Annotated in this window: 22 protein-coding genes, 1 tRNA gene and 2 pseudogenes; 15 read left to right on the top strand and 10 right to left on the bottom strand. The window is 64.4% G+C overall.

What is annotated here, in order from left to right; all coding sequences use genetic code 11:
* Positions 1 to 128 precede the first annotated feature (128 nt).
* A tRNA-Ser gene (locus EJ068_RS07760) sits at positions 129 to 218 on the bottom strand.
* A 482-nt stretch (positions 219 to 700) separates the two neighbouring features.
* Between EJ068_RS07760 and EJ068_RS07755 the strand changes: the two genes are divergently transcribed.
* The 5 genes from EJ068_RS07755 (at position 701) to EJ068_RS07735 (ending at position 5,365) form a co-directional block, all read left to right on the top strand.
* Positions 701 to 1,441, top strand: a complete 741-nt coding sequence (locus EJ068_RS07755; RefSeq protein WP_128315787.1) for a metallophosphoesterase family protein — start codon at positions 701 to 703, stop codon at positions 1,439 to 1,441.
* 18 nt (positions 1,442 to 1,459) lie between these two features.
* The gene (locus EJ068_RS07750) at positions 1,460 to 2,872 is read left to right on the top strand and encodes a bifunctional serine/threonine-protein kinase/universal stress protein (protein ID WP_127386018.1); all 1,413 of its coding nucleotides are present in this window, start codon (positions 1,460 to 1,462) and stop codon (positions 2,870 to 2,872) included.
* A gap of 98 nt (positions 2,873 to 2,970) precedes the next feature.
* On the top strand, positions 2,971 to 3,672 hold the full coding sequence (locus tag EJ068_RS07745; protein WP_126081393.1) for a DUF2569 family protein: 702 nt from the start codon (positions 2,971 to 2,973) through the stop codon (positions 3,670 to 3,672).
* 99 nt (positions 3,673 to 3,771) lie between these two features.
* Complete coding sequence (locus EJ068_RS07740) at positions 3,772 to 4,098, top strand: hypothetical protein (RefSeq protein WP_126081394.1); 327 nt, start codon at positions 3,772 to 3,774, stop codon at positions 4,096 to 4,098.
* A gap of 277 nt (positions 4,099 to 4,375) precedes the next feature.
* On the top strand, positions 4,376 to 5,365 hold the full coding sequence (locus EJ068_RS07735; RefSeq protein WP_095817026.1) for a BMP family ABC transporter substrate-binding protein: 990 nt from the start codon (positions 4,376 to 4,378) through the stop codon (positions 5,363 to 5,365).
* 106 nt (positions 5,366 to 5,471) lie between these two features.
* On the opposite strand, the gene EJ068_RS07730 is transcribed toward EJ068_RS07735, so the two are convergent.
* Positions 5,472 to 5,879: a hypothetical protein gene (locus tag EJ068_RS07730; RefSeq protein WP_126081395.1), complete on the bottom strand. Its 408-nt coding sequence runs from the start codon at positions 5,877 to 5,879 to the stop codon at positions 5,472 to 5,474.
* Between the two features lie 22 nt (positions 5,880 to 5,901).
* Positions 5,902 to 6,111: a SlyX family protein gene (locus EJ068_RS07725; protein ID WP_126081396.1), complete on the bottom strand. Its 210-nt coding sequence runs from the start codon at positions 6,109 to 6,111 to the stop codon at positions 5,902 to 5,904.
* Positions 6,112 to 6,367: 256 nt separating this feature from the next.
* Between EJ068_RS07725 and EJ068_RS07720 the strand changes: the two genes are divergently transcribed.
* The 6 genes from EJ068_RS07720 to deoA all read left to right on the top strand — a co-directional run bounded on the left by EJ068_RS07720 (position 6,368) and on the right by deoA (position 12,606).
* Positions 6,368 to 7,900: an ABC transporter ATP-binding protein gene (locus EJ068_RS07720; RefSeq protein WP_126081397.1), complete on the top strand. Its 1,533-nt coding sequence runs from the start codon at positions 6,368 to 6,370 to the stop codon at positions 7,898 to 7,900.
* Positions 7,897 to 9,036: an ABC transporter permease gene (locus tag EJ068_RS07715; RefSeq protein ID WP_042639286.1), complete on the top strand. Its 1,140-nt coding sequence runs from the start codon at positions 7,897 to 7,899 to the stop codon at positions 9,034 to 9,036. The genes EJ068_RS07720 and EJ068_RS07715 overlap by 4 nt, the downstream gene beginning before the upstream one ends.
* A gap of 1 nt (position 9,037) precedes the next feature.
* Positions 9,038 to 10,009, top strand: coding sequence for an ABC transporter permease (locus EJ068_RS07710; protein WP_128315485.1), 972 nt, complete (start codon positions 9,038 to 9,040; stop codon positions 10,007 to 10,009).
* 88 nt (positions 10,010 to 10,097) lie between these two features.
* Entirely contained in the window at positions 10,098 to 10,490 is a 393-nt protein-coding gene (gene cdd / locus EJ068_RS07705) for a cytidine deaminase (protein WP_042639544.1), read from the top strand.
* On the top strand, positions 10,487 to 11,290 hold the full coding sequence (locus tag EJ068_RS07700; protein ID WP_127249557.1) for a purine-nucleoside phosphorylase: 804 nt from the start codon (positions 10,487 to 10,489) through the stop codon (positions 11,288 to 11,290). The genes cdd and EJ068_RS07700 overlap by 4 nt, the downstream gene beginning before the upstream one ends.
* On the top strand, positions 11,290 to 12,606 hold the full coding sequence (deoA, locus tag EJ068_RS07695) for a thymidine phosphorylase (protein ID WP_127249558.1): 1,317 nt from the start codon (positions 11,290 to 11,292) through the stop codon (positions 12,604 to 12,606). The genes EJ068_RS07700 and deoA overlap by 1 nt, the downstream gene beginning before the upstream one ends.
* Positions 12,607 to 12,713: 107 nt before the next feature.
* Here the strand turns inward: deoA and EJ068_RS07690 are convergent, their stop codons facing one another.
* The 3 genes from EJ068_RS07690 to EJ068_RS07680 form a co-directional block, all read right to left on the bottom strand.
* Entirely contained in the window at positions 12,714 to 13,280 is a 567-nt protein-coding gene (locus tag EJ068_RS07690) for a TIGR02281 family clan AA aspartic protease (protein WP_127249559.1), read from the bottom strand.
* 106 nt (positions 13,281 to 13,386) lie between these two features.
* A complete protein-coding gene (gene upp, locus EJ068_RS07685; RefSeq protein ID WP_027165262.1) occupies positions 13,387 to 14,016 on the bottom strand; it encodes a uracil phosphoribosyltransferase in 630 nt (209 codons plus the stop codon).
* Positions 14,017 to 14,191: 175 nt separating this feature from the next.
* Complete coding sequence (locus EJ068_RS07680) at positions 14,192 to 15,166, bottom strand: adenosine deaminase (protein ID WP_127249560.1); 975 nt, start codon at positions 15,164 to 15,166, stop codon at positions 14,192 to 14,194.
* A 168-nt stretch (positions 15,167 to 15,334) separates the two neighbouring features.
* Here EJ068_RS07680 and ubiE point away from each other — a divergent pair, with 168 nt between their 5' ends.
* From ubiE to coaBC, 3 genes are all read left to right on the top strand, one after another.
* A complete protein-coding gene (gene ubiE / locus EJ068_RS07675) occupies positions 15,335 to 16,111 on the top strand; it encodes a bifunctional demethylmenaquinone methyltransferase/2-methoxy-6-polyprenyl-1,4-benzoquinol methylase UbiE (protein ID WP_127249561.1) in 777 nt (258 codons plus the stop codon).
* Between the two features lie 57 nt (positions 16,112 to 16,168).
* Complete coding sequence (gene ubiB / locus EJ068_RS07670) at positions 16,169 to 17,743, top strand: 2-polyprenylphenol 6-hydroxylase (RefSeq protein WP_127249562.1); 1,575 nt, start codon at positions 16,169 to 16,171, stop codon at positions 17,741 to 17,743.
* A 63-nt stretch (positions 17,744 to 17,806) separates the two neighbouring features.
* Entirely contained in the window at positions 17,807 to 19,285 is a 1,479-nt protein-coding gene (coaBC, locus tag EJ068_RS07665) for a bifunctional phosphopantothenoylcysteine decarboxylase/phosphopantothenate--cysteine ligase CoaBC (RefSeq protein ID WP_210212042.1), read from the top strand.
* Positions 19,286 to 19,321: 36 nt separating this feature from the next.
* On the opposite strand, the gene EJ068_RS07660 is transcribed toward coaBC, so the two are convergent.
* Positions 19,322 to 20,659 carry an aspartate aminotransferase family protein gene (locus EJ068_RS07660; RefSeq protein WP_127249563.1) on the bottom strand — a complete coding sequence of 446 codons (1,338 nt, stop codon included), beginning with the start codon at positions 20,657 to 20,659 and terminating at the stop codon, positions 19,322 to 19,324.
* A gap of 201 nt (positions 20,660 to 20,860) precedes the next feature.
* On the opposite strand from EJ068_RS07660, the gene EJ068_RS07650 reads away from it, so the two are divergent.
* Entirely contained in the window at positions 20,861 to 21,718 is an 858-nt protein-coding gene (locus EJ068_RS07650) for a LysR family transcriptional regulator (RefSeq protein ID WP_127249564.1), read from the top strand.
* A 46-nt stretch (positions 21,719 to 21,764) separates the two neighbouring features.
* Here the strand turns inward: EJ068_RS07650 and EJ068_RS07645 are convergent.
* From EJ068_RS07645 to EJ068_RS07635, 3 genes and pseudogenes are all read right to left on the bottom strand, one after another.
* Positions 21,765 to 23,215, bottom strand: a pseudogene (locus EJ068_RS07645) (MFS transporter).
* A gap of 153 nt (positions 23,216 to 23,368) precedes the next feature.
* Positions 23,369 to 23,851: pseudogene (locus EJ068_RS07640) on the bottom strand (DUF992 domain-containing protein).
* A 148-nt stretch (positions 23,852 to 23,999) separates the two neighbouring features.
* Positions 24,000 to 24,476: a DUF992 domain-containing protein gene (locus EJ068_RS07635; protein WP_095817041.1), complete on the bottom strand. Its 477-nt coding sequence runs from the start codon at positions 24,474 to 24,476 to the stop codon at positions 24,000 to 24,002.
* Positions 24,477 to 24,646 lie beyond the last annotated feature (170 nt).

Genomic DNA, 24,646 nt, shown 5'->3' with positions numbered 1-24,646 from the left:
GTTGAGCGACGCTGTGGCGGACTGAGCGGATTCTTGGCGGTTTGTTACGCAGATTAAGGTCGCTTCGATCTTGAAGCACTTCAATAATGATATAAGTGTATGAAATCATTGATTTATTAGGAAAATTCTGGCGGAGAGAGCGGGATTCGAACCCGCGTTACGGTTTCCCGTAAACACACTTTCCAGGCGTGCGCCTTCAACCACTCGGCCACCTCTCCGTCCTTGACATCTCGCGCCGGCCGGTTTTGCCGCGCGGGTTGGGGAGATGCTCCCATGGGAAGTCCTTGACGGATATGTGGTGTGCCTTCAACCGGCGGGCAACCCTTCCCCGCACCCGCTAGCCGTCTAGGCAAACAGGCGCGGGGCTCATCTAGTCGATCCGAAAGCGAATGCCAAGCCATAATGGCGATGCAAAGGCTTTTGGCCGTGGATGGCCTCGAAGGCCGCCGCAACGAGGGCGTGCCGCGCGTTCGCGTGATGTATGCGGGCCGACCCGTAAGACCGTTCGCGCCTAAGCTGCAGCCTGGTTTCAGCGTGCGTGAGAGGGTGGACAGCGATCTGCAGGCAATGTCGTGGAAGTCGACAAGGTGACCGCATTGGGGGGAATCTCCGCCGTAAGCTCGCGCAGGGGCATTGAGCCGGATCAAATTCCTTGCAGCCGTCGCCTTGCTATGTTGCCCGCTTCCCGGGACAAGGTTGAATGCGCATCGCGATCCTGTCTGACATCCATGCCAACCGTGAGGCGTTCGACGCAGTCCTCGAGGTCGTTCGGAAGCAGGCGCCGGACCAGCTGGTTCTGCTTGGCGATCTGGTCGGCTACGGGCCCGATCCTGTCTATGTGGTCGAGAAAGCCGCCGATCTGGTGGAGGGCGGCGCGTTCTGCATCAAGGGCAACCACGATGAAGCGGCGGCCTTGGGCCGGACCGACATGACGGAGAACGCGCGGGCCGCCATCGAGTGGACCCGCGAACGGCTCGCCCAGGAGCATCTCGACTTTCTCGCGCAGCTGCCGCTTTCGCTCCGGTCCGAAGACCGGCTGTATGTGCACGCCAGCGCGGAACGGCCGGAAAAATGGCTGTATATACGGGACGTCGACGCGGCAGAACGCTGCCTGTCGTCAAGCGATGCCCGCTTCATCTTCTGTGGCCATACCCACATTCCAGCCATCTACTACGCTTTGCCCGGCAGCCGGCCGGTTCATTTTCGGCCGCTGGACAATGTAGGGGCGCCCTTGTCCGAGCTTAGGCGGCATCTTGTCATCGTCGGGGCGGTCGGCCAGCCGCGTGACGGCAACCCGGCCGCCTGCTTCGCGCTTCTCGACACGGAACGGCGCGAGGTGACGATGGTGCGCGTTCCTTACGATCATGAAGAAACCGCCCGCAAGATTCAGGCGTCAGGCTTGCCCGGGTGGCTCGGCATGCGCTTGAAGATCGGCCGCTAGTCAACCTGGAGGCGATGGATGCAGAAGTTCGAGGCAGGGGCAAGCATCGATGGTTTCGAGCTCGTCGAGCGGCTTCAATCCGGCGCCATGGCAACGCTATGGCGCGCGAGAAATCCGAATTTCGATTTCCCGCTTCTGCTGAAGATGCCGTTTCTCGACCCGGGCGGAGACGTTTCCGTCATTCTCGGCTTCGAAGCCGAGGAACTGATCCTCAAACGCCTGTCGGGTCCGCATGTGCCACGCTTCGCGGCATCCGGAAGCCTGGCGAAGGTTCCCTATATTGCCATGGAGTTCGTCGCCGGCATCGGTCTGGCGGAGCTGACGAACCGCGCGCCACAGCCGCCGGACGAGGTGACAAGGATCGGCGCGGAAATCGCGAAGGCGCTCGCCGCCTTGCACCGCCAGAAGGTCGTCCATCTCGATCTCAAGCCTGAAAACATCATTCTGGCCGAGCGCGGCGCCGTGCTCTTGGACTTCGGCCTCGCCCGCCATGCGGAGCTTCCGGACCTTCTCGGCGAAGAGAGTTCCGTGCCGATGGGCACGGCAGCCTATATGTCGCCGGAACAGGTGCTGGGCGAGAGGTCCGATCCGGCAAGCGATATATTCGCGCTGGGCTGCATCCTCTATCAGCTCGCCACCGGCGAGGAGCCATTCGGGCGTCCGGCCACTTTCGCGGGAATGAAGCGCAGGCTCTACCATGCGCCCAAGCCGCCGCGAGACATCGATAAGGCCATACCTAGGTGGCTGGAGGCCGTCATTGTGCGCTGCATGGAAGTCGACCGATCCAGGCGCTATGGCGAAGCGGCGCATGTTCTTTCGGATCTCAGGAATCCCGATCAGGTTGTGGTCGCCAGGAAGAGCGCGCTGTCGAACGAACGGGTCTGGGGCGCGATCAGGAACCTTTTCCGCAGAACGGACGAGAAGTCGCTGGTTGGCAAGGCGGCGAGCTCGGCAGTGCGCGCCGGACCGCCGATCGTCTTGGCCGCGGTCGACCTTGCCAATGGAAGCGATGCGCTGGCCGGCGAGGTTCGCAACGAAACCGCGCGTGTCCTTGCGGCACGTCCGGATTCCTGGCTGGCCTGCGTGACGGTGTTGAAGACCGAGATTGTCGGCAAGACACCGGATGTCGATGAATCAGGGCGCCTTGTCTATCTGCAGCGGCTGGTCGCGCTGAAGGACTGGGCGCGTCCGCTGCATCTGCCGGAGGACCGCATAAGCTATCACGTGCTGGAGGCGGTCAGTCCGGCCGACGCGATCCTCAACTATGCCGAGCACAATGATGTCGGGCACATCGTTGTCGGCGCCCGATCCTCTTCGGCAATTCGCCGCCACCTCGGCAGCGTGTCGACCAAGGTCGTGGCGCGGGCCCTTTGCTCGGTGTCGGTCGTGCGCTTGAAAGCGGTCGAGGAGGAAAGGCGGCTGTCGCCGTGAAGTGGTCGGTGCTCTGCAAGCGAGCTTGACTTCGGCCTTGCCTGCCTGTCGACTGCTTGCAGAATTGCATTGGGCTTTGCGAGGGGCATTGTCCTGACATGGCATCGATCGACCAGCAACCCGCGGGGCGGCCGGACAGCGGGCTTTCCTTCATCCCAGTGGCCTGGCTCGTCATCGTCATGGGCCTGTCGGCCTATGGCCTGATCTCGAACTGGCGGCTGATCGGCGACTTCAGCCTGCCGGATAACGTCCTCTTCCTGATCTATGGCGGCCTCGCCGGCGGCGTCATCACCATTCTGTGGGGGCTGTACCTGCTTGGTCTCGCCTTCAACCGATCGGCCCGTTTCCCGCGCCACTACACGATCTGGCAGGTCGCCATCATCATATGGATCCTGGTCCGCCAGGCCTATGTGCTGCTGGTGTCCGACTTCGTGTTCTCGGCCGAGGGGCTGGGCTTCACCGTCGCCGAGATCGCCGTCGGCCTGCTCTGTATCTATCTCCTGCGCAACGGGGCCGGCGCAGAGACGGTCTACGCCAACCTGGAGACCGAGCGGCCGCCGGTCTTCGTCTCGATCTTCGCCGCGCTGCTCGGCATCATCCTTGGCGGCGTGATCGGCGCATTTGGTGGGTTCTTCGCCGGTTCGCTGATCGCGGACCTGACGCATATGAGCTGCTTCGAGGGCGCCTGCGGATTTTTCGCCGCTTTCATCGGGCTGGGCGGCCTGATCGTCGGCGCGATCGCCGGCGGCATTTTCGCAATCTGGCGGGTCAACCGGCGCGGGCCGCCGCGGGCTCGGTAATTTCAAGGTGTCAATTTCATGGGGGCCGCGATTGCGCGGGAACCACGCACGCTCTATGTCGATGGCGGGGTAGACGGGAGCCTTCCCGGGAGAGCGTCGATGTTGCGTTTCATCTTTCGGCTGGCAGCCATGATAGCGCTGTCGATTTCGGTCATCATGGCGGTGATCGACACTACACGCTCGGTCGCCGCCTCCTCGCTGGTGATGACGCCGCTCAACGCAAGCTGGCTGGCGGTCTCGCCGGATACCCGGGCCGCCTTCGAGAGCTTCGTGCGCGCCAAGGCAAGTCCGCTGGTGTGGGACGGCGCCTTCGCCTGGGTGCTCGCGCAGCCTGGTTTCGCCGTGTTCGCGGTGCTTGCTTTCCTGCTCTACGCCATTGGCTACCGGCGCAGGCGCCGGGGCGCGGAATTCGCTCCAAGTTCCTGAAGGCTCTTGTTGCGACGCTATTCCGGGCGGAATGCTACGGCGAAACCGCCGAGCCTGCCGCTTCACTTTTCCTGGAATTGCTCAAAGAGCCGTGCCGGACCGCCGGTAACCGCTTTTTCCAACAGGTCAAAAATCCACGTGAATTTTGTTTCGCGCCGTGCCAGATTGGCCGCGAGCGGGAAGGGCAAACACTTCCTGCCTGGCATCGCCAGCCTGCCGGAGAACCGGGCAGGCAGGCGGCGCAAAACGGAAAAATAACCGACAGGGTGTGGATCACATGAAACGTATCGTTCTCGGCCTTCTGGCCGCAACCGCAATGGTTCTTCCGGCTTTCGCCGCGGACGTGCAGCCGGCCATCCTCTATGATCTGGGCGGCAAGTTCGACAAATCCTTCAACGAGGCCGCCTATCACGGCGCCGAGAAGTTCAAGACCGAAACCGGCGTCGCCTATGTCGAATTCGAAGTCTCGAATGCCTCGCAGCGCGAGCAGGCGCTGCGCCGCTTCGCCGAGGACGGCCGCAACCCGATCGTCATGGCCGGCTTTGCCTGGGAGGACGCGCTGAAAGCGGTCGCGAAAGACTATCCTGACCTGAACTTCGCCATCATCGACGATGCCGTCGACCTGCCCAATGTGCGCTCGCTGGTCTTTAAGGAGAACGAAGGCTCCTACCTCGTCGGCATCCTGGCGGCGATGGCATCGAAGTCGAAGAAGGTCGGCTTCATCGGCGGCATGGATATCCCGCTGATCCGCAAGTTCGAATGCGGCTATGTCGGCGGCGCCAAGTCGGCAGGTGCGACCGACGTCATCCAGAACATGACCGGCGACACGCCGGCCGCCTGGAACGACCCGGCCAAGGGCGGTGAGATCGCCAAGACGCAGATCGACCAGGGCGCCGACGTGGTCTACGCGGCGGCTGGCGGCACCGGCGTCGGCGTGCTGCAGGCGGCGGCGGATGCCGGCAAGCTCGGCGTTGGCGTCGATTCCAACCAGAACGGCCTGCAGCCGGGCAAGGTGCTGACCTCGATGATGAAGCGCGTCGACGTCGCCGTCTACAACGCCTTCATGGACGGCAAGAACGGCACCTTCAAGGGCGGCCTCCAGAATCTCGGCCTCAAGGAAGGCGGCGTTGACTACGCCATGGACGACAACAACAAGGCGCTGGTGACCGACGAGATGAAGGCAGCGGTCGAAAAGGCCAAGGCCGACATCATCGCCGGCAAGATCGAGGTGCACGACTATACCGCTGACAACAAGTGCCCCTATTGATCGGCAGCTGAAGCAGGGTTGAAACCGCCGGGCCAGCGCCCGGCGGTTTCGTTTTTGGCCGGGGGTGATGCGGCCGACGATCGAAGCCGTGGCCGAAGGCGACATCCTATAACGTCCCGACGAGATAGCCGAGCGCGAAGGCTGCCAGCAGGGCGAGCGCAATGACAAAACCAAGCCTGCCGCCAAGCGAATGCAGGCCGACGCCGTAGGGTTTGCGCTCGACCCGGTGGATCATCACCGGCGGCGGTTCGGCCTCGGGAGCGGCAATGCCGGCGAGCCGCGCCTGCATCTGCGGCAGTTCGGCAAGGCGTTGCGTGACCAGCTCCCAGCGATTGCCGCGCGCTCCGGGCGCCGCGGGATCAAGCGCGCGCAGGCGCTCGGCGAGCCGCAGCACCGTGTCGCGAAAGGCGGGATCGATCTCGAGGTCGCGCTCGGCGCGGGCGCGTTCTCTGTCGTTCATCAAGCCGAAGACATAGTCGCCGGCCCGGGCGACGCGGTCGCTTTCACTGGACATGGCCGTCTTTTCCCATGGCTCCTCACCAATGCGGCGGCTTGCTCACCGGCACGTCGGAGGCGGTCTGCTCCTCCAGTTCAAGGAACCGGTTGGTCAGGGCTGCAAGCTTGCGCTCCATGCGCTCGATCACCTTCCACTGTTCGGCGATCTGGCCGGACAGTTCCTCGATGGTCTTTTCCTGCTCGGCGGCGCGGATTTCCAGCGTCGTCAGCCGATCGTCAGGCGTGGCCATGCAAAACCGTTCCTTGCGAATATGAAGCCTTCACCCAAGCAGATATTGGTGGGATGCCCACGAGTACCCGCTTATGCTCAGTTGGTTCTCGCAGGTTCCGATCGCAAAACCGCGGGACACTTTTGCGGAACCTGCTCAGGTTCGAAATTGACAAGGGCGCGGGGATTTGTCGAGAGTGAACGGCCGATTGGCATAAGCGGGGCATCATGCTAGGCATTTTGACCAAGCGATAAAAATACTGAGTGGGACAGGCTGCATGGCGCAAGCCGCAATTGAGCTCATAGGCATCAACAAGAGCTTTGGCGCGGTGCGCGCCAACCGCGACATCAACCTGGAGGTCGCGCGCGGCACCATCCACGGCATTGTCGGCGAGAACGGCGCCGGCAAGTCGACGCTGATGTCGATCCTCTACGGCTTCTACCAGGCCGACAGCGGCGAAATCCGCGTCGGCGGCAAGCCTGTTTCGATCCACACCTCCAACGATGCCATCGCGCTCGGCATCGGCATGGTCCACCAGCATTTCATGCTGGTCGACAATTTCACGGTGCTGGAAAACGTCATCCTCGGTGCCGAAAGCGATGCGCTGCTGAAGAGCAGCATAACCAAGGCGCGCTCGGAGCTTGACCGACTGGAACGCGAATACGGCCTCGAGGTCGATCCCGACGCCGTCATCGAGGAGCTGCCGGTCGGCCTGCAGCAGCGCGTCGAGATCCTCAAGGCGCTCTATCGCGGCGCCGAGATCCTGATCCTCGACGAGCCGACGGGCGTGTTGACGCCGGCTGAGGCCGACCACCTCTTCCGCATCCTCAAGCAATTGAAGGACCAGGGCAAAACGATCGTGCTCATCACGCACAAGCTGCGCGAGATCATGGCGATCACCGACACGGTTTCGGTCATGCGCCAGGGAACGATGGTCGCGACCAGGACGACAAAGGAAACCACGGTCGGCGAATTGGCCGAGCTGATGGTCGGCCGGCGCGTGCTGCTCAGGGTCGAGAAGGGCCAGTCGGAAGCCGGCGCGGTGAAACTGTCGGTGAAGAACCTGACGGTGAAGGACCAGCGCGGCGTCACCATGGTCGACGACGTTTCGTTTGACGTGCGCGGCGGCGAGATCGTCGGAATTGCCGGCGTTGCCGGCAACGGCCAGTCCGAGCTGCTGGAGGCGATTTCCGGCATCAGGCATGCGGTCTCCGGCGAGGTGATGCTCGACGGCAAGCCGATCGACCTCACCGGCAAGGCCGATCCCGGCGAATTGCGCGACCGCGGGCTGGCCCATGTGCCGGAGGACCGCCACCATGTCGGGCTGGTGCTCGCTTTCGAGGAAAACGAGAATTCCATCCTCGGCTATCACGATGACGAGCGCTATCTGAAGGGGCCGTTCCTCGACGTCGATGTCATCATGGCCGACGCCAAGGACAAGATCGAGAAATACGACATCCGCCCCGCCAATCCGCGGCTGAAGACGGCCAATTTCTCCGGTGGCAACCAGCAGAAGATCGTGCTGGCCAGGGAAATGGAACAGGACCCCGGCGTGCTGATCGTCGGCCAGCCTACGCGCGGCGTCGATGTCGGCGCCATCGAATTCATCCACAAGCGGCTGATCGCCATGCGCGACCAGGGCAAGGCCGTGCTGGTGGTGTCGGTCGAGCTCGACGAGATCCGCTCGCTTTCCGACCGCATCCTGGTGATGTTCGCCGGCCGTGTCGTCGGCGAGCGCGGCCCCGAGGCGACCGAAGGCGAACTCGGCTTGCTGATGGCCGGCGTCGAGCACCAGGAGGCCGCCGAATGAGCACGCCCTATGCCAAGCTGCCGGCCTGGGCCGATTACGGGCTGATCCCGCTGATCAACCTGTCGGTCGCCTTCATCGTCGCCGGTTTCGTCGTCATGCTGGTTGGCGAGAACCCGTTCCGCGCTGCCGTCATCCTCGTCGAAGGCGCCTTCGGCAGGGGCACGGGCATCGCCTTCACGCTCTTCTATGCCACCACCTTCATCTTCACCGGACTGTCGGTGGCGGTGGCGGCGCATTGCAGCCTGTTCAATATCGGCACCGAGGGCCAGGCCTATATAGGCGGCCTGGGCATCGCGCTCGTTTGCCTGAGCCTCGACAGCGTGATGCCCTGGTGGGTGATCTTTCCGATCGCGATCGTGGCCGCCGCGGCGTTCGGCGCGCTTTGGGGCCTGATCCCGGCCTATCTGCAGGCCAAGCGCGGCTCGCACATCGTCATCACCACCATCATGTTCAACTTCATCGCGGCCTCGGTGATGGTCTATCTCTTGGTCGGCGCGCTGAAGCCGGCCGGCTCGCAGGCGCCGCAGACGCGCAATTTCCTTGCCGGGGCGGAACTGCCGAAACTCAACTGGGTGATTGAATTGTTCGGCGCCAAGATCCGCTCGGCGCCGCTCAACATCTGCTTCCTGCTGGCTCTGGTCATGGCCTTCCTGGTCTGGCTGCTGATCTGGCGCACCCGGCTCGGCTATGAGATGCGCACCTATGGCCACAGCCCGAAGGCCGCGCGCTACGCCGGCATTTCGGAAACCCGCATCATCATCACCGCGATGATGATCTCAGGCGCGCTGGCCGGCATGATGGCGCTCAACCCCGTCATGGGCGACCAGCACAATGTCGCGATCGATTTCGTGTCCGGCGCCGGCTATGTCGGCATCGCGGTGGCGCTGATGGGCCGGCTGCATCCGGTCGGCATCGTCCTGGCGGCGATCCTGTTCGGCATGCTCTACCAGGGCGGCGCCGAGCTTGCCTTCGAGATGCCGGCGATCAGCCGCGACATGATCGTCATCATCCAGGGCCTTGTCATCCTGTTCGCCGGCGCGCTGGAACATATGTTCAGGCCTTATATCCAGGCGCTTTTCGCCTCGGTCAGTCCGAAGTCGGTCGGCATGCAGGCGGTCAAGGGGACAGGGGCCTGAAATGGACATGTTCAATGCAATCGTCCAGGTGCTGGACTCGACCATCCGCCTTTCTGTGCCGCTGCTGCTCGCCTGCCTTGCCGGTCTTTATTCGGAGCGCGCCGGCATCTTCGACATCGGGCTCGAAGGCAAGATGCTGGTCGGCGCCTTTGCCGGCGCGTCGGCTGCCGCCGTCTTTCACTCAGCCTTCATCGGCCTCGGCATGGCGATCCTGATCTCGGTCGCCTTCGCCATGGCGCACGGCTTTGCCTCGATCACGCATCGCGGCAACCAGATCGTCTCGGGCGTCGCGATCAATTTCGTTGCCGCCGGTTCGACGATCATCCTTGGCCAGGCCTGGTTCCAGCAGGGCGGGCGCACGCCGGCGCTGCAGCCGGGCGAACGCTTCGAGGCGATCATCTGGCCCGGCGCCGAGGCAATCAGGGATGTGCCGATCATCGGACCGATCTATGCCGAGCTGATCTCGGGCCATTCGATCCTGGTCTATTTCGCCTTCGCCATGGTGCCGTTCACCTGGTGGGTGCTGTTTCGCACCCGCTTCGGGCTCAGGATGCGCGCCGTGGGCGAGAACCCGGCCGCCGTCGACACCGCGGGCATCTCGGTCGCGTGGCTGCGCTATCGCGCGCTGATCTGCACCGGCATTCTCACCGGCGTTGCCGGCGCCTACCTGTCGATGGTCCAGAATGGCGGCTTCGTGAAGGACATGACGGCGGGCAAGGGCTATATCGCGCTGGCCGCGTTGATCTTCGCCAAGTGGAAGCCGGTTAACGCCATGTTCGCCTGCCTGCTGTTCGGCTTCCTCGACGCGGCCTCGATCCGCCTGCAGGGGTCGCCGCTTCCCCTTGTCGGCAAGGTGCCGGCGCAGTTCATGCAGGCGCTGCCCTATGTGCTGACCGTCATTCTGCTGGCGGGCTTTATCGGCAAGGCCATTCCGCCGCGCGCCGGCGGTGTGCCCTATGTCAAGGAACGCTAAGGTCGGGAACGCTGAGGTCGGGAACGCTGAGGCTGGATCTTGGTTCGGCGACCGGCATTTGAACAAGATCGTGGGAGAGAAGAAGCGGATGTCGCATGATCTGTTCGAAGCGGCGAAGACGGCGATGGGCAAGGCCTATGCGCCCTATTCGAAATTCCCGGTGGGCGCCGCGCTTCGCACCGAGGACGGGCGTGTCTTCACCGGCGCCAATATCGAGGTGGCGTCCTATCCGGAAGGATGGTGCGCCGAGACGACCGCGCTCGGCCACTACATCATGGGCGGCGGCGGCAGGATCGTCGAGATCGCCGTGATCGCCGAACGCATGGCCAAATGTTCGCCCTGCGGCGGCTGCCGGCAGCGGCTGGCGGAATTCTGCCGGCCGGACACAAAGCTCTATCTCTGCGACGACACCGGCGTGGCCGAGACGGTCACCATGGGCGAGATGCTGCCTTACGGCTTCAGGGGCGATATCCTGAAATGAAGGAAGCGCTGGATCATCTGGTCGAGAAGCTGGACGGGCTGGCGCCCAAGGCGGCGCTTGTGCTGGGCTCGGGCCTTGGCGGGCTGGTCGACCAGGTCAAGGATGCCAGGCGCGTCTCTTATGCCGAGTTGCCGGGCTTCCCGCGCAGCGGTGTTTCAGGCCATGCAGGCGAGGTGGTTGCCGGGCATTTCGCCGGCACGCCGGTGCTGATGCTGTCCGGCCGCGCGCATTACTACGAGCATGGCAACGCCGCCGCGATGCGCCCGGCGCTGGAGGTGCTGACCGGCATCGGCATTTCTCACCTCATCCTCACCAACGCCGCCGGCTCGGTCGATCCCGAGATGGGACCTGGGTCGGTGATGCTGCTCACCGACCACATCAATTTTTCCGGCTCCAACCCGCTGATCGGCGAGCCGAGCGACCGCCGCTTCGTCGGCCTCACCGAGGCCTACGATGCCGGCCTGCGCGGCGCCATCGAAAAGGCGGCGAAGGCGACCGGGACTTCGCTGCACAAAGGCGTCTATATGTGGTTCTCCGGACCCTGCTTCGAAACGCCGGCCGAGATCCGCATGGCGCGCGTCATGGGCGCCAACGCTGTCGGCATGTCGACCGTGCCGGAGGTCATTCTCGCGCGTTTCCTCGGCCTCAAGGTCGCCGCCTGCTCGGTCATCACCAACCTGGCGGCCGGCATGACCGGAGCGGAACTCTCGCACCAGGAAACCAAGGACATGGCGCCGATCGGCGGCGCGCGGCTGGCGACGATCCTGCGGCGGGTCTTCCAGGACGGCTTGCCCGACTGATGCTGCCGCAGGAGATCATTCGCCGCAAACGCGACGGCCACAGGCTCTCGTCCGACGAGATCGCGGCCTTCGTCGCCGGGCTGACGGCCGGCACCATTTCCGAAGGCCAGGTCGGCGCTTTCGCCATGGCGGTGTTCCTCAACGGCATGAGCCGCGAGGAAGCGGTGGCGCTGACGATTGCCATGCGCGATTCCGGCGACGTGCTCGACTGGTCCGACCTGCCTGGCCCGGTCACCGACAAGCATTCGACGGGCGGCGTCGGCGACAACGTCTCGCTGATGCTGGCGCCGATCGTCGCCGCCTGCGGCGCCTATGTGCCGATGATCTCCGGCCGCGGCCTCGGCCACACCGGCGGCACGCTGGACAAGATGGATGCCATTCCCGGCTATGCCAGCCAGCCGGATTTACCGCTTTTCCGCAAGACGGTGCTCGAGACCGGCTGCGCCATCATCGGCCAGACCGCCGATCTGGCGCCCGCCGACCGCAGGCTCTACGCGATCCGCGATGTGACGGGAACGGTCGAATCCATACCGCTGATCACCGCTTCGATCCTGTCGAAGAAGCTTGCCGCGGGCCTGGGCTCGCTGGTGCTCGACGTCAAGCTCGGCAACGGCGCCTTCATGGAAAAGTCGCGCGATGCGGTGGCCCTGGCGAACAGCCTGGTGGAGGTCGCCAACGGCGCCGGTCTGAGCGCATCGGCGCTGGTGACGGGCATGAACGAACCGCTGGCCTCCGCTGCCGGCAACGCGGTTGAGGTAAAGAATGCCGTCGACTTCCTCACCGGCCGTTTTCGCGACAAGCGGCTGGAGGACGTGACGGTGGCGTTGGCGGCCGAGATGCTGCAGTCGGCAGGGCTGGTTTCGTCGCAGCAAGATGGTCTCAGGCGCGCGACCGAAGCGCTCGCCGGCGGCCGGGCGGCTTCCGTCTTCGCGCGGATGGTGGCAGTGCTTGGCGGTCCCGGCGATTTCATCGAGAAGCCGGAAAAGTATCTGCCGACGGCGCCGGTCGAACTGGCCGTGACGGCGGAACAGGACGGGTTCGTGACCGGCATTGCCACGCGCGATATCGGGCTGGCCGTTGTCACGCTCGGCGGCGGGCGTTCCCGTCCGGATGACAAGATCGATCATGCGGTCGGCTTGACCCGGCTGTTGCCGGTCGGCGCCGAGGCGCGCTCAGGCGAGGCGCTGGCGCTGGTGCACGCCCGCACAGACGCGGAGGCCGAGGCGGCAGCGGCGGCCGTGCGTGCCGCTTATACGATCGGAGGTTCCAAGCCGCCCGCCGAGAAGACCGTGCTCAGGCGGATATTGGCGCGATAAAGCAGGTCACCGTTTCGCGGAAACGGTGACCTGCTTTATCTGTTTTGTTTTGACGCAATTCCGGACGGAAAACCGCTGCACACTTTTCCTGGAATTGCTTATGACACTTACTGGACGAGCAGCAGCGCGCCGTCCTGGACCTGGTATTTCTGCAACCGCTGCAGGAAGCTCATGCCGATGAGGTTGGTCTGCAGCGCCCGGTCGTCAAGCACCATCGCCTGGACGTTGTCGACCGAGATCTTGCCGATCTGCAGGTGGTCGACTGTCACAACAGCGGCCTTGATCGCCCCATTGGCGGTGTTCGCCTGTTGATTGAAATCTGACGGGTTGAGCGAGATGCCGATCCTGCGCGCGGTCGAGGCGTTGATGGCGACCAGTGTCGCGCCGGTGTCGATCATGCCGTCGATCTGCCGGCCGTTGAGCTTGAACTGCGACGTGAAATGGCCGCGGGCATCGGCATTGACCAGAACCTGCCGGCCAAGCGGCATCGGCGTGGCCGGTTTGGCCGCGACCGAGGCGAGATTGACCTGGGGCTCGGACTTCGGCGCCGCCGGCCGCGCGGCATCGGTCGATTTGAGCAGTCCGTCCACCAGATGCGGATTGGCCTGAAAGACGATCGGAATCGAGGCCGAGGTTCCGGCAAAAATACCGAGGATGAGAAGCTTGCGCAGCATGGATGCCCCTTGGATCAAGGCAACATCCTAACGCTGGCATGGTGTTTGCCGCTTTAATGTGCGCCGGAACCGCGCGGTTGTGTAAACGCGCGGTAAACGGATGCGCTCACTTTGTCCCGTACATGCGATCGCCGGCGTCGCCGAGGCCGGGCATGATATAGCCCTTGTCGTTCAGCTGGCGGTCGATCGAGGCGGTGAAGATCGGCACGTCCGGATGCGCCTTGGTGAAGCGCTCGATGCCTTCGGGGGCGGCAAGCAGGCAGAGGAAGCGGATGTTGGTGGCGCCGCGTCCCTTCAGCTTATCGATCGCGGCAATCGCCGAATTGGCGGTCGCCAGCATCGGATCGACGACGATCACCAGGCGGTCGGCAAGGTCGCTCGGCGCCTTGAAGAAATATTCGACGGCTTCCAGGGTCTCATGGTCGCGGTAGAGGCCGATATGGGCGACGCGGGCGGCTGGCACCAGATCGAGCAGGCCCTCGAGCAGGCCATTGCCGGCGCGCAGCACCGAGGCGAAGACCAGTTTCTTGCCTTCCAGCGTCGGCGCCTCCATCTCCTCGATCGGCGTCTCGATCATGGTCGTGGTCAGCTCGAGATTACGGGTCACTTCATAGCCGAGCAGCAGCGAGATCTCGCGCAGCAGCCGCCGGAAGCCGGCCGTCGAGGTCTCCTTCTTGCGCATGATGGTCAGCTTGTGCTGGACAAGGGGGTGGTCGACGACGGTGACGCCCTGCATGGTCTGCTCCAGTGAGTGGTGAATAGTGAATAGTGAATAGTGAATAGTAAGCGGGTTTGCGAGTCCTGATGGTTCTACGATTGCCTTGACATGCCGAAGCGCGCCGGCAAACCAACCATTCACCATTCACCATTCACCATTCACCATTCACCATTCACCATTCACCATTCACCATTCACCGGCCGCGAGCGTCGAGTCTGCTCAGCAGCATAGCCTTAGTCTTCTTGTCCACGAACGCCGCCTCGATGGCCGTCCGCGTCACGGCGGTAAGCGCCTTGTCGTCCATGCGGAAATGCTCGGCCGCGATATCGTATTCGCGCTTCAGCGAAGTCCAGAAATAGGGCGGGTCGTCGGAGTTGAGCGTCACCTTGCAGCCGGCGGCGCGCAGCGCCGGAAAGGGATGGTCGGCGAAGCTGTCGAAGACTTTCAGCGCGATGTTGGAGCCCGGGCAGCATTCCAGCACCACCCCCTCGGCGGCGATGCGGCGCACGAGGTCCGGGTTCTCGATGGCGCGCACGCCATGGCCGATGCGGGAGGGGCGGATGTGGTCAAGGGCGGCATGAACACTTTCCCAACCCATCAGCTCGCCGGCATGGATGGTGATGCCGAGGCCGGCTTCACGCGCGATCTCGAAGGCGCGCACATAGTCCTCGAAATCGCCAATGCGCTCGTCGCCGGCCACGCCGAAACCGGTCACCAGCGGATGGCCGCAGCGCGCCGCGAAGCGTGCGGCCTGCTCGATCGCCTCGACCCCGACATGGCGCACGCCGGTGACGATCATGCGGCCTTCGATCCCTGTCTTGGCCTTGGCGCGGGCCATGCCTTCGCCCAGCGCATCGGTATAGGCTTTTGGCGAGAGGCCAGCCTTCTTCGCATGGTCCGGCGAGGTGAAGACCTCGGAATAGATGGCGCCGTCGCGAGCGAGGCTGGTCAGATAATAGTCGGCGAGACGCGCATAATCGTCTTCCGTGCGAAACAGGTCGGACGCGAAATCATAAGCGGCGAGAAAGGAGGTGAAATCGTGCCAGACGAAGGAGCCATCTTGGATATAGGGCGAAGGATCCTTGCCATATTTGCGGGCCTGGGCAACGACAAGCTCGGGCGCCGCCGCGCCTTCGATGTGGCAGTGCAGTTCGGCCTTCAAGATCATGCGGTCATCGCGCCCAGCATGCTGTTCTCGCACGGAATCTGGCCGGAAAATCATGCGGGACCTTTCTCGACCGGGTTTTGCAAGCGCGGCCGAAAACCGCGCCTTGGACAATAGCGTCGGCACCATCGATCGGCTATGGTCCCGCCGGTTTTATGACGGATCAAAATAATGTCAGTTGAGAGAACCACGGCCGCGGGCGGCATGGAAACCTCCTATGGTTTCAGGAAGGTCGGGGCAGGCGAGAAGCAGCCCCTGGTCAATGACGTCTTCCATAAGGTGGCCAATCGATACGACCTGATGAACGATCTGATGTCGGCCGGGTTGCATCGGTTGTGGAAGGACGCGATGGTCGCCTGGCTGAACCCGCCGAAACGGCCGGGCTGGAAGGTGCTCGATGTCGCCGGCGGCACCGGGGACATCGCCTTCAGGATCGTCGAAGCCAGCCAGCGCCAGGCCCATGCCACCGTGCTCGACATCAACGGTTCCATGCTCTCCGTCGGCCGCGACCGCGCCGAGAAGCAGGGGCTTGCGGCAAACACCGACTTCGTCGAGGCCAATGCCGAGGAGTTGCCGTTCGAGAGCGAGACCTTCGACGCCTATACGATCGCCTTCGGCATCCGCAACGTGCCGCGCATCGAGGTCGCCCTTGCCGAAGCCTATCGCGTGCTGAAGCGCGGCGGCCGGTTTCTGTGCCTTGAATTCTCGGAGGTCGAGATGCCGCTGCTCGACAAGGCCTATGAGGCCTGGTCGTTCAACGCGATCCCCAGGATCGGCAAGGCGGTGACCGGCGACGGCGAGCCCTATTCCTACCTCGTCGAATCCATCCGCAAGTTCCCCAACCAGCAGAATTTCGCGGCGATGATCGCCCGCGCCGGCTTCGATCGCGTCACCTTCCGCAACTATTCGGGCGGCATCGCCGCCCTTCATTCCGGCTGGAAGCTTTGAGGCGGGACCTTTGAAGCAGGCCCCCTTGAAACAGGCCCTCTTGAATCGGGATGGCCAATGAGCAGCGTCGGCGCCGCCTTCAGGCTCGCCCGGGCCGGCTGGGTGCTGGTCCGCGAGGGCGTCGTCGCGGCGTTGCCGGGCGAGGAGCTCTCCGGCATGCCGAAATTCGGCTGGAGCGTTGCGCGACTTTTCACCCGGCGGCGGGCGCTGAGCTATCAGCGCGGCGACAGGCTGGCGCGCGCGGTGGTGCGGCTCGGGCCTTCCTATGTCAAGCTCGGCCAGTTCCTGGCAACGCGGCCCGATGTCGTCGGCAACGACATGGCGCTCGACCTCGCGCTGCTGCAGGACAAAATGCATACTTTCCCGAAGGCGGAAGCGGTCCATGCGATCGAAGCCTCGCTCGGGCGCAGGATCGACGACCTCTATTTGGGCTTCGGCGAACCGGTGGCGGCGGCCTCGATCGCGCAGGTGCACAGGGCCGAGGTCATGCGCGAGGGCACTGCTTCGCGCGTGGCGGTGAAGGTCATCCGGCCCGGCGTGCGGCACCGCTTCTTCCAGGACCTCGAAAGCTATTTCCTCGCCGCCCGCCTGCAGGAAAAATACATTCCCTCGTCGCGCCGGCTGCGCCCGGTCGAGGTGACGCAGACGCTGGCGCAGACCACCAGGATCGAGATGGACCTGCGGCTCGAGGCGGCTGCGCTTTCCGAGCTCGGCGAGAACACCAAGGACGATCCGGCATTCCGCGTGCCGGCGGTCGACTGGGAGCGGACCGGCCGCGACGTGCTCACCATGGAGTGGATCGACGGCGTCAAGATGAACGACATCGCCGGCCTTGCCGCCGCCGGCCATGACCTCAAGGCGATCGCCGCCAATCTCATCCAGTCGTTCCTGCGGCACACGCTGCGCGACGGCTTCTTCCATGCCGACATGCATCCGGGCAACCTGTTCGTCGAGGCGGACGGCACCATCGTCGCCGTCGATCTCGGCATTGCCGGGCGGCTCGGCAAGAAGGAGCGGCGTTTCCTCGCCGAGATCCTCTACGGCTTCATCGTGCGCGACTATCAGCGCGTCGCCGAGGTGCATTTCGAGGCGGGCTATGTGCCGCGCCAGCACAATGTCTCGGCCTTCGCGCAGGCGATCCGCGCCATCGGCGAGCCGATCCACGGCCAGTCGGCCGACACCATCTCAATGGCGAAGCTCCTGACCTTGCTGTTCGAGGTCACGGAGCTGTTCGACATGGCGACGCGGCCGGAACTGATCCTGCTGCAGAAGACCATGGTCGTCGTCGAAGGTGTCGCGCGCACGCTCGATCCGGCCTTCAACATGTGGAAGACCTCCGAACCGGTGGTCGGCGACTGGATCGCCGGCAATCTCGGCCCGCGCGGGCTGCTCACCGACGCGCGGGACGGCGCCAAGGCGCTGCTGGCGCTGGCGAGGCAGGCGCCGGACCTAGCAGCCCGCACCGACCGGCTGTCGCGCGAGATCGACCTGATGGCCGAGAACGGCCTGCGCTTCGACGAAGCGACCGCTCAAGCCATCGGCAAGGCCGAAGCGCGCCACACCCGGTCCGGCCGCGTGGCGCTGTGGGTGATTGCGCTGACGCTGATTTATATTGCGTGGAAATTGCCCTGAGTGCTTGCAATGCTAGCATCCAATTTGCTAGCGTTGCAGGCAGTTGACGGTTGGAACGGGATCATGGGCACGATTACTGTCCGTAATCTAGCGGACGACGTGAAGCAGAGATTGCGCGAACGTGCTGCAGCACGCGGCGTGTCCATGGAAGAACAGGCGCGCGAGATCCTGGGCAGAAGCGTTCTGTCCGCAGGAGCGGCGACCGCGCCGGAGGGCGAGAGCCTTTACGCGGCGATCCGCGGTCTGGTCGAGCCGCATGGCGGCTTTGATATTGAGCTGCCACTGCGCGGCCAATCCGTGGGAAGCCGCATGACTCTCTCCGGCAAGCGCATCCTGCTGATCATCGGCGGCGGCATCGCCGCCTATAAATCGCTTGATCTGATACGGCGGCTGCGCGAGCGCGCCGCTTCTGTGCGGGTGGTGATGACCTCGGCAGCGCAGGAATTCGTCACCACGCTGTCGGTCGGCGCGCTTTCGGCCGACCACGTCTTTACCGACCTGTTCGACCGCAAGGACGAGCACGATGTCGGCCATATCAGGCTGTCGCGCGAGGCCGACCTGCTGGTCGTGGCGCCGGCCACCGCCGACCTGATGGCGAAGCTCGCCAACGGCCATGCCAACGACCTCGCCTCGACGGTGCTTCTGGCCACCGACAAGAAGGTGCTGATGGCGCCGGCGATGAACCCGAAAATGTGGGCGCACGCCGCTACACGCCGCAACCGGGCGACGCTGCAGAAGGATGGCATCGCCTTTATCGGCCCCGCCAAAGGCGAGATGGCCGAAAGCAACGAAGCGGGCGAGGGCCGCATGGCCGAACCGCTGGAGATCGTCGCCGCGATCGAGACGATGCTTGACGAGAGGCCGAAGCCGCTTGCCGGCCGCAGGATCATCGTCACCTCCGGGCCGACGCATGAGCCGATCGATCCGGTGCGTTACATCGCCAACCGCTCTTCGGGCAAGCAGGGCCATGCCATCGCGGCGGCATTGGCGAAGCTTGGCGCCGAAGTGCGGCTCGTTTCCGGTCCGGTCACCATCGCCGACCCGGTCGGCGTCGCGACCACCCATGTCGAAACGGCCGCACAGATGAATCAAGCGGTCGAGAGCCTGTTGCCGGCGGATGCCGCAATATTCGTCGCGGCGGTCGCCGATTGGCGCACGGCCAATGCCGCCGGCGAGAAGATCAAGAAGGTGGCGGGCAAAGGGCCGCCTTCGCTGCAGATGGTCGAGAACCCGGACATCCTGGCCGGCATCGGCCATCATGCGCAGAGGCCTGGCCTTGTCGTCGGCTTCGCCGCCGAAACGCAGGATCTGATCGCCAATGCCGAAGCCAAGCTCAAGAAAAAGGGCGCCGACTTCATCGTCGCCAACGACGTCTCGCATGAAAGCGGCATCGGCCCGTCGGGCGTGATGGGCGGCGACCGCAACAAGGTGCGCATCGTCTCCAGGGCCGGCGTCGAGGAGTGGCCGGAGATGGGCAAGGACGAGGTGGCCGCGCGGCTTGCCGCGCTCATTGCGGAGCGTCTGCAGACCGTCGTGGTGTGAGGCCGAAGCCGGCGCTTGGGTCGCCGGCCCTCGACGTCACTCGGCGGCGATGCCGGGACGGCTCGTGTTCGCGGCGAGCCCGGCCTCGATCGACTCGGCGATGATCTTCAGGCCGAGCTCCAGCTCTTCCTCGGAGATCGTCAGCGGCGGGGCGATACGGAAGACGCCGCCCATGCCGGGAAGCTTGACGATGTTCATGCTGAGACCGCGCCGGAACGCCTCAGCCGCGATCGCGGCGCCGAGCTGATGGTCGGGAACCCGGTCCTTGCGGTCCTTGACGATCTCGACGCCGAGCAGGAGACCGCGCCCGCGCACGTCGCCGACGCATTCATAACGTTGCTTCAGGCTGGACAAGCCGGCGAACAGTTTCGCCCCCATGCTGCGCGCCCGTTCAACGAGCTTTTCTTCTTCCACCACATCGAGCACCGCCAGGCCCACGGCCGCCGGCAGCGGATCGGAAACATGCGTGGTGTAGAAGAGAAAACCTTTCGCATGCGCTTCCTCCTCGATCTCGGCCGTCGTCATGACGGCCGATAGCGGAAGGCCGGCGCCGATCGTCTTGGAAAGCGTCAGGATATCCGGCGTGACGCCGTCCCTCTGGAAGGCGAACATATGGCCGGTGCGGCCGATGCCTGTCTGCGCTTCGTCCAGGATCAGCAGCATGCCGCGTTCGCGGCATTTCTGCTGCAGCGCCGCCAGGTAGCCTTGCGGCAGCTCCAATATGCCGCCGCTCGACAGGATCGGTTCGGCGACGAAGGCCGCCAGGTTGCCCGTCGACTGGCTGTCGACCAGATCGAAAGCATCGTCGAGCTCGGTCTGCCAATCCAGCGAGCCGTCGGCATGCTTGAAACGCGGCCGGAAACTGTTTGGCGCCGGGATCGCGAGCGAGCCGACCGCGGCAGGTCCATAGCCCTTGCGGCCGGCGCTGTAGGTTGCTGACGCTGCCACGCCGGTCATGCCGTGCCAGCTCTTCGAAAAGGCGACGATCTCGTGCTTGCCGGTCACCAGCTTGGCCATGCGGATCGCGGCTTCGTTCGATTCCGCTCCGGTCGACAAAAGCAGAACCCGGTCGAGCCCAGGCGCCAGCGCCGCCAGGCGCACGGCAAGCTCGACCACGGGACGGGAGAGCATGCCGCTGAACAGATGCGCGACCTGACCCACCTGGCGGCTTACCGTGGAAACGATGCGGGGATGGGAATGGCCGAGCAGCGCGCTCATCTGGCCGGAGGTGAAATCGAGAATGGGCTTATCATCCGCATCGTAGACGAAGGATCCCGCGGCGCGCTCGATGATGGCCGGTTCGAAGCTGCCGCCGTAGCGTATCAGATGCTTTTGCGCCGCATTCCAAAACCCGCGATCCTGGTTTTTCGACATCGTTCCAGCTCCACCAAAGCGTTCGGATGACTAAAGCGCGTCGTTCTGAACGCACTGATGCGACGCGCTTTAGGTTATTGTTTTTATGCATGTCGTTGTCCCAAAACCGCTGTGCACTTTTGGGCGACATGCATTAGATAGCGGTTAGCGTTGGTGCAGTAAAATTGATAGTAATCGGATCCGGATATCAATGGATTTGATATGCAGGCTCCACTCGATCTCAAGCTCCTGTCGACATTCGTGCGCGCGGCGCATTCCGGCACCCTGAGCGCCGTCGCGGTACAGGTCGGGCGTACGCAATCGGCCGTGACCATGCAGATCCAACGGCTGGAGGAAGCGCTTGGCCAGAGCCTGTTCCATCGCAGCGGCAGCGGCGTGCGGCTGACCGGCAGCGGCGAACGTTTTCTTGCCTATGCCGAGCGCATCCTCAAAATCCATGATGAGGCGATCTCGGCCTTTTCCGACAAGGGCTTGCACGGGTCGATCATCTTCGGCAGCCCCGAAGACTATCTGAGCGCGTTCTTCCCGGCGCTCTTGAAGAGTTTCGGCACCATGTATCCCGATGTCGAGATCAAGGTGGTCTCGGCGCCGACGGTCGAACTGCGCACGCTCATCAATGCGCGTCAGGTCGATCTGGCGCTCGTTTCCACACCCAATCCAGGCGATGCGCCGGATGTCGTGCGCAGGGAATCGCTGGTCTGGGTCGGCAGCCGGCCAACCCTGGAACTCTACGATTTCGGCGACACCGTTCCGCTCGCCCTGGCTGCGTCGAACGCGATCGACCACAAGGGGGCCTGCGAGGCCATGACCCGCGCCGGCCTGCGCTACAAGATAGCCTATGCCTCCAACAGCCTTGCCGGGCTGATCGCCGTTGCGCGGTCAGGGCTGGCGATCAGCGTGATGGCGGAGGGGGCGGTGCCGCCCGATCTCCATATTCTCGGCGCTCCGCTTCCTCCGCTGCCCGGGCTCGGTATCGTGATCGTTTTCGCCGATGCGGAACGATCGCCCGCGGCCACGGCCTTTGCCGATCACATCCGCAAGGTTCTGCCGTCGCTTTGAGGGTCTGCCGCCTCGCAGCCTCTCGATCAGCTCGTGGTCTGGAACGTCAGCCCGTGGCCATTTGCGGCCGGTTCGCCGTCAACGACATCCTGAGCGCGGCCAGGCACCCGACGATCCCGAGCGGCACGAAAGCCAGGAACAGCCAGCCGGCGACGATCGCGGCCGCCTCGCGACTCAGGCCATCGGAGAACCCACAGGCATTAGCGATAATGCCGGCAAGGGCGGCGCCTACCGCATAGCCGATGCGCTGCATCGTCGGCACGGCGGCCGAGGCGATGGTCTGTTCGCCCTCGCGTGCCGAGGCGACGATGACGCGGGTCAGGAACGGCCAGGCGACGCCGAAGCCGCCGCCCTGCAGAAGGGCGCAAAGCAGGATCAGCGGGATCGAGCCGGTCGGGATCGTGTAGGCGAAGCCGGCAATGCCGCAGGCGATCATCAGCGCGCCGACGACGATGATCGACCGCTCGCGATGCAGCGCGCATTGGCGACGAGGATCGACAGGATCGACCAGGCAATCGATTCGGCGGCGATGATATAGCCTGTCGTCAGGATCGGGATGCCGTGCAGCGTGGTCAGCAGCAACGGCCCGTAAATGGCGAAGGTGCAGGTCGCCACGGAGAAGGCGGCCACCATGGTCATGCCGCTGCCGAGCGCGGAATTCCAGGAAAAAAGTTGCGAGGGAAACAGGCGCGAGCGCGGCTTCAGCGCATCGACGCGGAAGAACAGCGCGAGGCCGGCCAGGCCGAGCAGTATGAGCAGCGACGAGCGCAGCAAGGCGATGTCGACGCCAGCGGCGGCGATCAGCACGACGCTGACGGCAAGGCAGCCGAGCGCCAGGAAGGGAAAGGCGGGCGTCGGGCCGGCGCCGGCCTGCGGCCGCTTCGCGTGCGGCGTGCCAAGCACGGCGAAGCTTGCGAGCGCCATGGCCGCACCGCCAAACGTGAAGACACCGAAGGCCCAGCGCCAGGACAGGAAATCGACTATGATTGCGCCGAGCATCGGGCCGCTGAAGGCGGCGACACCCCAAATCGCCGAGATGATGCCGAAAAGCTGCGGCCAGATATTGCGCGGGAACAGGCGCTCGACCGAGACGAAGGCGAGCGAGACGAGCGCGCCGCCGCCCAGGCCCTCGACCAGCCGCCCGGCCAGGAAGACCGGCATCGATGGCGCGGTGGCGCAGACCAGCGCGCCAGCAGCATAAAGAAGGGCCGCGGCCATCATGTTGGTGCGCAGGGCGACGAAGCTGACCAGCCGGCCGGCGGCGGCACCCGCGACGATGGCGCCGAGTTCGTATACGGCCAGCGACCAGCCGACGAACTGCACGCCGGCAATATCGCCGACCATCGCCGGCATGACCGTCGCGATCATCGTCTCATTGGTGGCATGGAGCAGGATGCCGAGGCTGATGAAGCAGAAGCGTGCCAAGTCGCCATTTGCCCACAGCGCGGGCCAATCTATCTTGTCGCCACCTGCCTTGTTGCCGCTTGCTGCCGTCACGTCGATCTCCTGCTTGCGATCCGCAGCCTCATCCGCATTGCGAATGGGCGCCAGGTCCAGTTCGGCAGGGCTTGTAGAACCTCAAGCGCGGTTGAGCTCAAGAGGCTTTTTCGCTTGTCGTGGAAGGAAGGCTCCACCGGCCCTGGTGGTCAGTCAGTTCGCTGTGCTGCGCAGCTGGAACTGGCTGACGCCGATGGCGATGTTGGGACCGGTCTGGGTCTGGACGCTGAGCGGCTGCAGAGTGAAGGCGTTGCCGGTGCCGCCGACCAGGAGATTGGCGCCGGCGCCGACCGCGGCGGTCACTTCGGCGCTGGCGCCGACATAGTCGCCGGCAAGCGCACCCGGGGCTTAGATGTTGTTCATCGGCGTCAGCACCAGCCAGCGCATCACGCTCTGGCTGGTCGTGCCGATGTCGAGACCATACTTGTTGACGGCGCCGAAATAGGCTTCCGGCGCGAAGGTCTTGTCGGCCGGCATGAAGGTGCAGCTCAGATCCTTGCTTGAGCCGAAGACGAAGCCGCTGCCGCCGCAGATGGCGCAATCCAAGACGCCGAGCTCAACGCCGCCGGTCTCCGCTCGGGCCTGCCCGGCCAGTGCAACGATCGCGATCGCGGCTGCGGCGATGATCCTCGACATATGTCCCCCCTCTTCTTTTTGACGCAATTCCGGACGGAAAACCGTGTCTCACTTTTCCTGGAATTGCTCAAAAGCATGCGGCCCGGAACGGCTACAATGTCCTGTTCCGGGCCGCGCGTATAGGCGGATGTCGTTAGCGGCTGAGCGCCTATTTGTAGGAGTGGACGAGGTCCAGCGACGCCACCGCGACGGCCAGGTTGACGCCGGTCTGCGCCTGCACGCTGAGCGGCTCCAGCATGAAGGCGCCGTCGAGGCCGCCGACCAGGAGATTGGCGCCGCCGCCGGTCACGACGGAAGCCTCAGCGTTGACGCCGTAATAGCTGCCGGCGAGGTCGCCCGCCTCATGATGGCGCGTGGCGCCGAGCACCGCCCAGACCAGCTGGCCCTGATGCGTCTGGCCGATGTCGACGCCGAGCTTGGAGATCATGCCGGTGTACTGCTCGGCCGGACCGTGATGATAGGGACGGAAGGTGCAGGACACGCCCTTGTTGGACGTGATGACATAGCCGACGCCGCCGTCGATCGTGCAATCGAGCGTGCCGAGCCGGAGCGTGCCGGCGCTGACTGGGGAAGCGAGGACCGTGGCGGCAAGCGCGGCAGCGGCACAGGCAAGGGATTTGATCATTGGAAAGGTCCTTTCGCGAAAATCTTGGCCCCGGCTTAAACGGTCGAGGTGCAAGGAGCGTTCCGCCGAAAACTTGGCGCGAACATGGCAAAGGTTAACGCACTGCCCTGGGCGGTTAACGGATCGCTATCGGCGTCGCCACGGCGCAACACTGCGGCCGCCGGCGGCGA

It is taken from the genome of Mesorhizobium sp. M2A.F.Ca.ET.043.02.1.1, from assembly GCF_003952405.1.
Lineage (GTDB): Bacteria > Pseudomonadota > Alphaproteobacteria > Rhizobiales > Rhizobiaceae > Mesorhizobium.
The sequence above is the reverse complement of the archived record's forward strand: the minus strand, read 5'-3'. Positions and strand labels throughout refer to the sequence as shown.